The organism is Streptococcus australis, assembly GCF_040226615.1.
In the GTDB taxonomy this organism is placed as follows: domain Bacteria; phylum Bacillota; class Bacilli; order Lactobacillales; family Streptococcaceae; genus Streptococcus; species Streptococcus australis_E.
On sequence record NZ_JBCOAT010000007.1, the window covers coordinates 89,034 to 101,501 of the forward strand.

At 42.0% G+C, this 12,468-nt stretch carries 13 protein-coding genes; 1 reads left to right on the forward strand and 12 read right to left on the reverse strand.

What is annotated here, in order from left to right:
• Positions 1-2 precede the first annotated feature (2 nt).
• The 11 genes from ABT997_RS07415 to typA form a co-directional block, all read right to left on the reverse strand.
• Entirely contained in the window at positions 3-791 is a 789-nt protein-coding gene (locus ABT997_RS07415; RefSeq protein ID WP_350019079.1) for a YlmH family RNA-binding protein, read from the reverse strand.
• The gene (locus tag ABT997_RS07420) at positions 788-1,048 is read right to left on the reverse strand and encodes a YggT family protein (RefSeq protein WP_350019080.1); all 261 of its coding nucleotides are present in this window, start codon (positions 1,046-1,048) and stop codon (positions 788-790) included. Before ABT997_RS07420 ends, ABT997_RS07415 begins: the two co-directional genes overlap by 4 nt.
• Position 1,049: 1 nt before the next feature.
• The gene (locus ABT997_RS07425; RefSeq protein ID WP_350019081.1) at positions 1,050-1,679 is read right to left on the reverse strand and encodes a cell division protein SepF; all 630 of its coding nucleotides are present in this window, start codon (positions 1,677-1,679) and stop codon (positions 1,050-1,052) included.
• Between the two features lie 9 nt (positions 1,680-1,688).
• Positions 1,689-2,357 carry a YggS family pyridoxal phosphate-dependent enzyme gene (locus ABT997_RS07430; protein ID WP_154852210.1) on the reverse strand — a complete coding sequence of 223 codons (669 nt, stop codon included), beginning with the start codon at positions 2,355-2,357 and terminating at the stop codon, positions 1,689-1,691.
• A gap of 2 nt (positions 2,358-2,359) precedes the next feature.
• Positions 2,360-3,637 (reverse strand): cell division protein FtsZ, encoded by a 1,278-nt coding sequence (gene ftsZ / locus ABT997_RS07435; RefSeq protein ID WP_350019082.1) that lies wholly within the window; start codon positions 3,635-3,637, stop codon positions 2,360-2,362.
• Between the two features lie 15 nt (positions 3,638-3,652).
• Positions 3,653-5,005, reverse strand: coding sequence for a cell division protein FtsA (gene ftsA, locus ABT997_RS07440; RefSeq protein ID WP_126403900.1), 1,353 nt, complete (start codon positions 5,003-5,005; stop codon positions 3,653-3,655).
• Between the two features lie 141 nt (positions 5,006-5,146).
• Positions 5,147-6,355, reverse strand: a complete 1,209-nt coding sequence (locus ABT997_RS07445; RefSeq protein ID WP_350019083.1) for a cell division protein FtsQ/DivIB — start codon at positions 6,353-6,355, stop codon at positions 5,147-5,149.
• Positions 6,352-7,422, reverse strand: coding sequence for a UDP-N-acetylglucosamine--N-acetylmuramyl-(pentapeptide) pyrophosphoryl-undecaprenol N-acetylglucosamine transferase (locus ABT997_RS07450; protein ID WP_350019084.1), 1,071 nt, complete (start codon positions 7,420-7,422; stop codon positions 6,352-6,354). The genes ABT997_RS07445 and ABT997_RS07450 overlap by 4 nt, the downstream gene beginning before the upstream one ends.
• A 1-nt stretch (position 7,423) precedes the next feature.
• Positions 7,424-8,776 (reverse strand): UDP-N-acetylmuramoyl-L-alanine--D-glutamate ligase, encoded by a 1,353-nt coding sequence (gene murD / locus ABT997_RS07455; protein WP_350019085.1) that lies wholly within the window; start codon positions 8,774-8,776, stop codon positions 7,424-7,426.
• 182 nt (positions 8,777-8,958) lie between these two features.
• On the reverse strand, positions 8,959-9,225 hold the full coding sequence (locus tag ABT997_RS07460; protein WP_350019086.1) for a DUF3165 family protein: 267 nt from the start codon (positions 9,223-9,225) through the stop codon (positions 8,959-8,961).
• Between the two features lie 22 nt (positions 9,226-9,247).
• Positions 9,248-11,095, reverse strand: coding sequence for a translational GTPase TypA (gene typA, locus ABT997_RS07465; protein ID WP_061563670.1), 1,848 nt, complete (start codon positions 11,093-11,095; stop codon positions 9,248-9,250).
• A gap of 237 nt (positions 11,096-11,332) precedes the next feature.
• Between typA and ABT997_RS07470 the strand changes: the two genes are divergently transcribed.
• The gene (locus ABT997_RS07470) at positions 11,333-12,058 is read left to right on the forward strand and encodes a pseudouridine synthase (RefSeq protein WP_350019087.1); all 726 of its coding nucleotides are present in this window, start codon (positions 11,333-11,335) and stop codon (positions 12,056-12,058) included.
• Between the two features lie 36 nt (positions 12,059-12,094).
• Here the strand turns inward: ABT997_RS07470 and ABT997_RS07475 are convergent, their stop codons facing one another.
• Positions 12,095-12,439: a rhodanese-like domain-containing protein gene (locus tag ABT997_RS07475; RefSeq protein ID WP_048715847.1), complete on the reverse strand. Its 345-nt coding sequence runs from the start codon at positions 12,437-12,439 to the stop codon at positions 12,095-12,097.
• Between the last annotated feature and the right edge of the window lie 29 nt (positions 12,440-12,468).

Here is a 12,468-nt window from a genome sequence, read left to right on the forward strand (position 1 = left end):
CCTTATTTTCTACTGGAAAATACTTCAACCGTTAATTTGTATTTTCCACTTTTTGATAGGCCATTTTCTGATAGTATTTTAAATCGGCCATACTTTCGAACACTAATTAAATCTGCTACTTGGATCATCCGACTAGGATTGTCAATTGTGGCATAGTTTACCTTTACCTGCCCAGACTGAACTAATTGAACAGCTACAGACCGAGGAAGCTTAAAGGTAGAAGCTACTAGTTTATCAAGTCGTACACTAGTAACCAATAGGTCTTTGAACTTGGATGGTTCTTCTACAGAGATTCGTTCTCGACAATCAATCTCACGAATCTTCACAGATGCTTTTGCGATCTTCTTAAGATTCTCTTTGAAATAGGAGGAGAAACGTTCATCCACATAAATATGAATTTTCCCTTGTCCAACTAGAATATCTCCAAAAGACTTTCTTTCTATGCCTAATTGATGGAGAAGCGAACCCAAAACTTGAGAGTGACTTAACCGATAAAACTTATCCGGATAGAGAACTTCTAACAGGCTCATTTCAAAATCAGATGCCTCTAACTGATAGTAGCTTGGAGCCAGAATCACTCGTGCATATTCTGTAGGATAGATTTCTGCACTTGAGAACACCTGCAAACCGTGGTGAGCACCAATTTGACGTAAAATATCAACCTGATGTGGATTTAAAAAGGATGTCAGTTCAAAACTATACTGTTGCTCCACCCGAGCCACTAATTCTAGAACTCGATCGATAAAGACGTGGTCTTCTTGACTATAGTGTTGATAAAATCCCTTGGTCATATAAATTGCACCAAAAATTGAAGGACAAATCGTTCCACTACTGACAGAGCGAGTATGGCAAACATAACTGTAAAGTCTAGCCCACCAAATTGCAAAGGAATCTTTCTAAATAGGCTCAAAAATGGTTCGACGATCCGTTGAACCATTTTAGCTAAAGCTGATTCTGATGCATTTGGAAACCAACTAAGCAAAGCATAGATGATTAATACTAGCTCAAAAACCTGAAAGAAATTTCTAACTAATTGTAGGACAAACATATTAACGATTTCGTTTCATATCAAAGTCGTATTCAGCAACTTCGACATCATTTGGAAGGCGAATATCTTCGATATTCACAACCACATTGATTGGTGTTAGTAAGTACATAGTACTTGCAACACGACGTAGATTCCCAGCTAATACATAGCGAGCACCATCCAAATAATCCAAACATCTTCTCGCTTGAACTTCAGTCATATATTGGAAGTCAATGAGAATACTTTCGTTTGCCAACAACAAGTCAACAATTTCAGTCGCTTCTTCGTATTTACGAGGGTAGCGGACATCAATCGTAATCTTCTCATCTGCAGCAGAACGATTTCTTGCCAATTCTTGTTGACGTTGATGAAGTCGAGTAATATTTTCAGAAGATGATTTTTGAGATGAAGCTGATTCAACCACTGCTGTAGAAGCTACTTGTGGACGACTTACCGCAACAGGAGTAGGTTTCTGCTCCTTAGCAGCTACTACAGCTTTTTGACGTGGTTTTGATGATGGTTGTACTGGTTTAGGGGATGATACAGGTTGGCTAGCACCGACTGCTTGAGCAGGCGCTTCTTGCACATCGTACTCATCTCCATCTTCAGTAAAATAATCAATCAATCGATCAAATCTATCTTTAAATGACATAATTCTTTCCTATTTGAAAAATGAGGTCCCAATTCGCACAAAAGTCGCACCGTTAGCAATCGCCACATCATAATCACGACTCATTCCCATGCTTAACTCTGTAAAGGGCATATTTTTCAACTGTTTCTTTTGTAATTCTTTTTGAAGTTGGTGAGTTGCTGCAAATATAGCTTGCAACTCGTCCTGACTTGCCTCAAAAGGAGCCATCGTCATTAAGCCAACAATTTGTAGGTTATCCAAGCCTTCTAGTTCAGGAAGAATCGCATCGAGCTCTTCAGGAGCAAATCCATGCTTGCTTTCCTCTCCAGAAATATTGACTTGTATAAAACATTTAATTGGGTGACTCGCCCTTTTTTGAATTTCTTGGGCAAGCTTCATAGAATCTAAAGCATGGAAGTAATCTACATAATTGATAACTTCTTTTACTTTACGACGTTGGAGACTACCGATCAAATGCCAGGTCAGTCCCTCAACTTTTAGAGCTTGGTATTTTTCTAGAAATTTATCAACACGGTTTTCACCGATATGACAGACTCCTGCATCAACCAAAGCCTTAGCTTGGTCGATACCAACATACTTAGTAACAGCAATCACATTGACCTGATCCGTGCGGTTTGCTGTTTCCATTGCTTGTGCAACCTGCGAGAATATTCGCTCTTTATTTTCAATCAGATTCATTCTTAACGATTACGGAAAAATGGTGGTGTTTCCAACTCATCATCTTCAGAAGAAGAATCCACATAGCGTTCAACTTGACGACCAGTGCTAGTATCAGACTGACGTACAATATTTTCACGACGAATGTCCCAATCTCCAAACGCAGATCCACGAGGTGTTTCTTGTTTAGCACGTGATTGAGGAGTAGGCATTTCGATTTCTTCCTTCAAATCGAATTCGCGATCGAATTGTGGAGTTTGTGGACGTTGTTCACGTGGTCCAGTTTGGTAATAACGTGCTGAACTTGGTGCATGAGATGCAATTCCACTAACTTTTTCAACCTTGTCCTGACGAACACCCGTTGCAACAACCGTTACACGGATTTCATCTTTCATTGATTCATCAATAGATGTACCGAGCCAAATGTTTACGCCATGACCAGCTGCTTGGTTAACAATTTCAGAAGCTTCTTCTGCTTCAATCAAGGTCATATCCAAACCACCAGTAACGTTGACGATCACGTCTTCAGCACCGTCAATGGTTGTTTCAAGGAGTGGTGAGTAGATAGCTTTGCGAGCTGCTTCAATGACACGCTCTTCACCATTACCAACACCAATACCCATCAAGGCATTTCCTTTGTTTTCCATAACAGTCTTCACGTCAGCGAAGTCAAGGTTAATCAATCCTGGGCTTGTGATCAAGTCAGTGATTCCTTGAACCCCTTGGCGAAGAACATTATCTGCTTCACTCAATGCTTCGAGAAGTGGTGTTTTCTTATCTACAATTTCTAACAAGTTGTTGTTAGAAATAATCAACAAAGTATCCACATGTTCGCGAAGTTCATTAATCCCTTCGATTGCAAAGTTTCCGCGTTTTGTTCCTTCAAATCCGAAAGGACGTGTCACAACGGCTACTGTTAAAGCACCAACAGCTTTAGCAATACGAGCGATGACTGGTGCAGCACCTGTACCAGATCCTCCACCCATCCCTGCAGTGATGAAGACCATGTCTGCACCTTGCAAAGCTTCTGTCAATACTTCTTCACTTTCTTCTGCGGCTTTACGACCAACCTCAGGTTGACCTCCAGCACCCAAACCACGAGTCAACTTAGGACCCAATTGGATAACTGTTTCTGCTTTTGCACTTGAAAGTGCTTGTACGTCTGTGTTTGCTGCGATGAATTCTACACCAGCAACTCCTTCGTCAATCATGCGGTTGATGGCATTGCCGCCACCGCCACCGACACCGATTACTTTAATAACTGCACCTTGTGCCGCTGCTGTGTCAAATGAAAATGTCATAAATACTTACACTCCTTAATCAAACATATTACCGATTAAATTCTTCATTCGGTCTGTAAAGGTAGTTTTTTCTTCTTGTTTTTGTTCTTCAACTGGATGTTGTTGCTCGACGTTAACTACAGGCTCAATTTCTTCCGGTACATATGCTGGAACAACTGGTTGCTGTACGGGACGCTCGAATTGAATTGGTTGCTGACGAAGACGTTGGTCTCCATGTACAGCAGCCTGAGCAAGAATATCTACATCTGTTAGATTTCCTGCATATTCAGACAAACTAATCACGTGGGCAAAAGCTGGATTGCGGATACCAATTTGATTTGGAACATACAATTTCACATTTACACCAAAGACTTCTTGCGCCAATTCTTCAATACCAGGGAGAATAGCGCCACCACCGATAATGACAATTCCTCCAGGCAAATCAAGCAAATGTCTTCTTTCAAGATCTTGTTTGATTTGGTCGAAGATGTGTTTGATTCGAGCTGAAATAATCTCTGCCAAATATTTTTCAGATACTTGGACAGGTTCTACTTCACCGATTACTTCAACATGGAAGACTTCGTCGCCAACTGATGGAACATAAGCTTCTCCATAGTTGAACTTCAAGCCTTCTGCTAATTTTTGAGAAGTTTTCAATACTTTAGAAATATCTTTAGTAACGTAATCGCCACCTTCTTGGTAGATATTTGTAAATTGAAGTTCTTGATTACGAACAGAAGCTACTGTCGTTTGTCCTCCACCTAAATCAATGACGGTCGCACCAAACTCACGTTCTCCTTCGTTCAATACAGACTTAATCATTGCAAGTGGTGAAATAATGATGTTCTCAACTTGCAATCCAGCACGTTCAACTGTTTTCCGTAAATTATGGAGGACAGTTCTAGGACCGGTATACAAGAGTCCACGCATTTCCAAACGGATCCCCATCATTCCACGTGGATCGCGAATTCCTTGGAAACCATCGACTGTAAATTCTTCTGGAATAAAGGTAATGACTTCACGGTCTGGAGTCATACTCTTTGTTAATGCAGATCTGACAACATTTTCAACATCTGCATCCGTAATTTCTTTTGAATCACTGGTTACAGGAATCATTCCTTGAGTTGCTTCAATTTGAAGAAGGTTCGCTGGCAACCCAACGTTAACAAGATTGATTGAAATTCCTGCTTTTTCTTCTGCTTGGCTTACTGCATTTTTAATCGCATTCGAAGCAGCCTCAATATCAACAATAATTCCATCTTTGACGCCAGCACTTTTCGCATTGCTGACTCCAATTACATTCATTTCTCCATTGACATGTTCTGCCACCAATACTTTTATTGAACTAGTACCGATATCTAAACCTGTAAAAAAGCCGTTTCTAGCCATTACACCAGTCCTCTCTCTTTTGTTTTCCTATACGTCAATTAATAGCTCCATTTTAGTTAGAACTATCCAAATTTCATTATAACACAAAAATGCCCATAGTGGGCATATTTTCTTTATTTATTTCAGATAATTTATGAGGGTTTACTCAGCGGGAACTTCTTCGTGTTGCTCGGTTACAACTGCACTTTCTTCAGAATCTGTCGAGTTGGCGTCAGCTTCCTCTGTTTTGTTCCCTTCCCCTTCTTCTTTTTCTTTCTTCTCCTGAGCTAAAGTAGCCATTGTTTCCGCATTATAGCTATATATCCCCGCTTCCATGTCGATGACACTGTCTTCTTCAATCAGCTTGCGAATTTGATTATAATAAGGCAATTTACGCTTGATTTGAGAAACCGGCACTAGAACCTTGGTTCCATCCTTCATGGTTAGCGTTACCAAGTCCTTAGTCACCTTGCTCGGAGTCAAGTCCACTGCCTCAATTTGATCACAAACAGAAGACGGTATTTTCTCCAGCTGTTTGACAAATTGTCGGACCAATTCTCGATCAGAAAAACGAACAGCCAGGTAAGCCTTAGGAAGCTGACCAGCAGCAACTGGTGTCTCTACTACTTCCCCATTTTCTAAAATGGGATAGTGATCTTCCTCCGTCACATAGTAACCAAAGACCTGGTATTCCTCAACCTGAACCTTAAAAGTCGTAGGAAAGGTATAGTTCATCGAAATATCTTTGACCCACGGACTCGCCGCCTTCATATTGGCAAGATAGCGATCCCGATTCAAAAAAGTTGTCAGGGTATAATCCCGATCTTGGATCTGACTCTTTTCAAACAACAAAGCCTGATCCGCATTTTTATTTCCCGAGAATTCGATAATTTTTTGCTTAGCTAAGGGGGTTAAAAGATAGACAGAAAAGAGAGCAATCAGAGTACTGATCACCAAAACAGGAATAGCCCGATAGATATGACGTCTCGCAATTTGACCTTCCTTTTTAGCCTTCTTCGCCAGCTCCTCTTCTTCGAACATAGCTTCTGAAGGTTCTGTTAGGTAGATGATTTTTTCTTCCTCAGCATCTTCTTCTGTTTCTTCAGGAAGAGTTTCTTGCACTTCTTCCTCGGCTACATTCTCATCTTCCTCTACTTCTGCAGTCTCGGTATCTTGCTCTTCTGCATCTAGATCTTCAGAGGGAGTTTTTTGATTCAGAAGTTCCTGTCTTTCCTTCTCTTCTTGTGCCTTTTTTTCTTTTTCTTCTTGCTCTTCTAATTGTTTTTTCTTTTGATACTCCTGGTTTCGTCTCTGCCATTCAGAAAGCTTAGTGACTTCCTTAGGAGTTTTTTGGTTCTTCTTATCCGTCATTTTTTCCTTTTATTAATTTCTTGATGGACTAGACTGTAAAATTCATCCAAGGAAAGCAATTCATTTGAAGACTTCATCGCTTGATGATAGCTTTCTGCCCCTTGGAACATTTTATCCATCGTTTCTTGCAACCGATCCATACTCAATTCTGGCTCAGCGATGCTTTCTGCATAGCCTTTTTCTACAAAATATTGAGCATTTTCAATCTGATCTCCCCGACTAGCTTCTTTGCCTAGAGGAACGATGATATGGAGCTTATTCATAGCCAAGAGTTCAAAAATCGTATTGGCACCTCCACGAGTCACCACTAAATCTGCCTGGTGAAGCAAAGGAAGATAGTGATCCGTCACGTAATCTACCCGATAAAGATGAGGAGCTTGCTCATTCAAGGAGGAGTCCCCTGTCAAATTAATGACATTGTAGCTTGCCAGCAAGGCTTCTCGATGATTTGTGACAAACTCATTAAACACTCGTGCACCAGCAGAGCCACCCACAAAGAGGAGGGTTGGCAACTGTGGATCAAATTGAGCAAAAACGGCTTCCAATTCAACTGGGATTGGAACTTGTTCCTGATTGACCTTGGTGACAGCTCCCACATGTTGGGCTTTCACTAGGCCTTTCGCTTGCTCAAAGGTTGTGAACATTTTCGTTGCAAACTTATAAGCAATTTTATTGGCCAAGCCCATGGAACGGTCGGATTCATGGACCAATACAGGAACAAAACAGAGTCGTGCAGCCACTACCGGAGGAACAGAAACGAAGCCTCCTTTAGAAAACAAGACCTGTGGACGTACACGAAGCATGATCCAAATTGATTGGAGAATTCCCCAGAAGACCTTGAAGATATCCAACATGTTTTGCCAAGAGAAATAACGGCGCAACTTGCCTGTCGCAATCGAATGGAAATGGATATCCAAGCCAGACTTCAAAATCTCTTGGTGCTCAATCCCCTTCTTGTCCCCAATATAATGAACTTCCCAACCATCCTCGATAAAGCGAGGGATGAGGAGAAGGTTCAAGGTCACGTGACCAACTGTACCTCCCCCTGTAAATACTATTTTTTTCATATTAATTTTTTAACTTTTCTACTGTTTTAAGGAACTCATCGCCCCGCACTTCAAAATTCGCATACATGTCCCAACTAGCATTGGCTGGACTAAGCAAGACGATATCGCCCGGTTCGGCTAATTCAAAAGCTTTGCGCGTTGCGTCTGCCACGTCCATCGCATCTAGATAGGCCACACCCGCTTGATTCGCTGCCCGTTTCACCCGTTCAGCAGACTCCCCAAGGATGACCATCTTTTTAAGACCGGTAATGTCTGGCACCAATTCATCAAATTCATTGCCTCGATCCAAACCACCAGCGATTAAGATGACATGAGCGTTATCAAAGCCAGATAAGGCTTTTTGAGTAGCTAAAATGTTGGTGGACTTGCTATCATTGTAGAACTTCACCCCTTCAATCTCGGCTACATACTGCAAGCGGTGCTTCACCCCGCCGAAGGCTGATAAGGTTTCCTGGATAGTTTGATTGTCAATGCCACGAAGTTTGGCCACTGCAATAGTAGCTAAAGCATTTTCTACATTGTGGCTACCTGGTACTCCGATTTGGTCTGCTCGCATAACGGCTTCACCTCGGAAGTAAAGGACGCCATCCTCTAAATAAGCTCCGTCTACCTTTTCTTGGGTTGAAAATGGTACCACAGTAGCCTGTGTTTGCTGAGACAAGTCTTTGGCTAGATCCTGATTAAAGTTTAGTACCACAAAATCCTTGGCCGTCATATTCTTTTGAATCGCCCATTTTGCAGCTACATAACCTTCGAACGATCCGTGGTAATCCAAATGTGTCGGCATGAGATTGGTGATGACTGCGATTTCTGGATGGAAGGCTTCAATCCCCATTAATTGGAAAGAAGATAATTCCATCACCAATGTGTCTTTAGCTGTCGCTGTTTGAGCGACTTGACTAGCTGGAAACCCAATATTCCCAGACAAGAGACCATTTTGTCCAGCAGCAGTCAATACTTCTCCAATCATGGTAGTGGTAGTTGTTTTCCCATTTGAACCAGTGATTCCGATGATGGGCGCTTCTGAAATGAGGTAGGCCAATTCAACTTCCGTCAAAACAGGGATGCCTTTTTCAAGAGCCCGTTCAACCATAGGATTCGTGTAAGGAATCCCAGGATTCTTTACCATCACCGCAAAGTCTTCATCCAAGAGTTCCAGAGGATGTCCTCCTGTTACGACTTTGATTCCTTCTTCCAGCAAGCTTTGAGCTGCAGGATTTTCTTCAAATGCTTTGCCATCATTCACTGTTACGATAGCTCCTAGGCGATCGAGTAGTCGAGCTGCTGATTCTCCAGACTTAGCCAATCCTAAAACAAGGACTTTTTTATTTTTAAATGTTTCAATGACGTTCATAGCTTTTTTCTCTCCAATTTGTTCACCTTCTATTTTACCCTTTTTTAGACAATTTAAAAAGCCTTAAGACAGCAAAAGAAGCAACACCTTACAAAAATGACCGCTTCATCATCTTTCATAAAAAAAGAGTCGCCATGATTTTATATCACAACAACTCTATTTTTGGAGATACGCTCTCCTGTTTAATCTGATTTATCCAAGCGTTTAGAAGACTTGGTTGGCAACCGCGAAATATCAATTAGGGCTAGGTACCCCACAAAAGCAAGGAAGGCGCCAACAAAAAATTCTGAAGGCAATTGGAAAATTTGGAAAATCGCCAAGCAAAGCAGGATGACCAAAGAGACCAATAATACGACCAGAGTTACTACATTCAGAGTTCCTCTAATGCTCTTTGGAGCTGCAAAAAGGTAAAAAAGGAGGATCAAAATACCTATAATTAAATAAACCATTTTGTCACTCCTTTCTTATTTCTTATTCAGCTGCAGCTGATTTTTTCTTTTTGTTTGCTTTTTCGCGCTCTGCCTTGTTGAGGATTTGCTTACGCAAACGGATAGATTCAGGCGTTACTTCCATATACTCATCGTCATTCAAGAACTCAAGTGATTCTTCAAGTGTCAAGATACGAGGAGTTTTGATAACCGCTGTTTGGTCCTTAGTAGCAGAACGAACGTTAGTCATTTGTTTTGCTTTCGTGATATTAACAGTCAAGTCATTTTCACGAGAGTTTTCACCGATGATCATTCCTTCGTAAACCTCAGTACCTGGGTTGACAAAGATAGTTCCACGTTCTTCGATCGACATGATTGAGTAGGTTGTAGCCTTACCAGCATCGATCGAAACAAGGGCACCACGGTGACGTCCACCAATTTCTCCTGGAATCAATGGCAAGTATTGATCGAAGGTATGGTTCATGATCCCGTAACCACGTGTCATTGACAAGAACTCAGTTGAGTATCCAATCAAACCACGCGCAGGAACAAGGAAGACCAAACGAGTTTGACCGTTACCTGTTGCAATCATATCCAACATTTCACCTTTACGCTCAGAAAGGCTTTGGATAACAGATCCTTGGTATTCTTCTGGAGTATCGATTTGCACGCGCTCAAATGGCTCGCACTTCACACCGTCAATTTCTTTAACGATAACTTCTGGACGAGAAACTTGAAGCTCATAGCCTTCACGGCGCATCGTTTCAATAAGAATTGACAAGTGCAATTCCCCACGTCCTGAAACTGTCCATTTATCTGGTGAGTCTGTTGGATCTACACGAAGAGAAACGTCTGTTTGCAATTCTGCTTGCAAGCGCTCTTCAACCTTACGAGAAGTCACCCATTTCCCTTCACGACCGGCAAATGGTGAGTTGTTGACCAAGAAGGTCATTTGAAGAGTAGGTTCGTCGATGTGAAGAACTGGAAGAGCTTCAACTGCATCTGTTGGAGTGATGGTTTCCCCAACGAAGATGTCTTCCATACCTGATACGGCAATCAAGTCTCCAGCCTTAGCTTCTTGGATTTCACGACGTTCCAAACCAAAGAAACCAAAGAGTTTTGTAACACGGAAGTTCTTGGTTGTACCGTCTAGTTTAGAAAGGGTAACTTGATCCCCAACCTTGACAGTACCACGGAAGACACGTCCGATACCGATACGACCAACGAAGTCATTGTAGTCAAGAAGAGACACTTGGAATTGAAGGGGCTCATCTGAGTTATCAACTGGAGCTGGGATGTGGTCGATAATGGTGTCAAAGATTGGCGCCATAGTCTTTTCTTGATCTGCTGGATCATCTGACAAGGATGATGTTCCGTTGATCGCTGATGCATAAACAACTGGGAAGTCAAGCTGGTCATCATCCGCACCAAGCTCGATGAAGAGTTCCAAGACTTCGTCTACTACTTCTGCTGGACGAGCAGATGGCTTATCGATTTTGTTGACTACAACAATTGGCACAAGGTCTTGTTCTAAGGCTTTTTTCAATACGAAACGAGTCTGTGGCATGGTTCCTTCGTAGGCATCTACGACCAAAACAACACCGTCAACCATTTTCATGATACGCTCAACTTCTCCACCGAAGTCCGCGTGTCCTGGTGTATCCATGATGTTGATACGAGTCCCGTTGTAGGCAACTGCGGTATTTTTCGCAAGGATAGTGATTCCACGCTCTTTTTCGATATCGTTTGAGTCCATAGCACGCTCTGCCAACTCTGTACGTGCGTCAAGAGTTTCAGATTGTTTCAATAATTCGTCAACGAGGGTTGTTTTCCCGTGGTCGACGTGGGCGATAATCGCGATATTACGGATATCTTCTCTTAATTTTGTCATGATTTCCTCTGTTATATTCAAAAATTTATTTTCTAACTGAACGATTATACCACAATTTTAAGCAAATAGCATAACTCAGATAAGTGTAAATGTTTTCATGCTTTCTTTCGAAAACCTTCTTTCCCATTCCCACTCCTAACCACTCTATTCATGAAAATCTTTCACCTCTTTATCCCTTTTCTTCATCCTTTTTCCGAATACTTGTGATTCTCTCCATTTCATGCTATCCTGTCTTTTATGAGATTAGATCAATTACTGGCCCACTACCAAATTCCCCGCAAGGAAATCAAACAGAGCCTGGCTAAAAGGCAGATTCTGGTCGACGGACTTGCTGCAACAAAATTATCCCAAAATGTCGATACAGGTCTCCAAGAAGTTCGCTGGAAGGATCGGATCCTTACCGACTGTTCCCATCACTATTTTCTTCTTCATAAACCCCAAGGACTAGTGACGGCTACCAAGGATGCCCAACATCCTACAGTGTTGGATCTACTCCGAGCAGAAGACCGGACCCCCAATACCTATCCTATCGGTCGACTGGATCGGGATACGACCGGCCTCCTCCTACTCACAGACAATGGACCTCTAGGTTTCCAGCTCCTTCATCCCCAATACCATATCGAAAAAGAATACGCGGTAACAGTCAACGGTCCTCTTGAACCCGCCCATATAGAGGAATTTCAAGAAGGAATCACCTTCTTAGACGGGACAACATGCAAGCCCGCCAAACTAAAAATCCTTAACTCCAGTCCCAAAGAAAGCCAGGCCCTGGTCACCCTATCTGAAGGGAAATTTCATCAGGTGAAAAAGATGTTTTTATCCATTGGGGTCAAAGTCACTGCCCTCAAACGAGTTCGCTTTGGACCTTTTACTTTAGGGGATGAGCTCAAAGTGGGGCATTATCGCCCCCTCACATCAGTTGAATGTGAAGCCATTCGCTCTTTTCTAGAAGAAACACGCTAAAAAACTCCAGAAGCTTATACTTCTGGAGTTTTGATCTTAGTTCGTCTTGACTTTTCCATCCCATGAATCCAAACCATAGGACAAGATATAGATATCTTTATAGCCCTGTTTTTTCAAGAAGAGGGCTGCATTGGTCACACGGGACCCACGACTGTTCTCATAGAGCAAGACTGGTTTATCTTTGCGAAGAGCAGACAGACTCACTTTTAACTGGTTGGAAGGAATATTCCGAGCTCCCAAAATATGCTTAGCGTGGAACTCATTTGGATCACGCAAGTCCACTAATTGGCCTTTGCGGATCAATTCTTCAAACTCTGCATTGTCCACAATTTTTGCAGCCCGACGGATACGGAAGTAATTGTAGCCCATCCAGCCAAACATCCCTAAAACAATCAACCATACTAAAATAT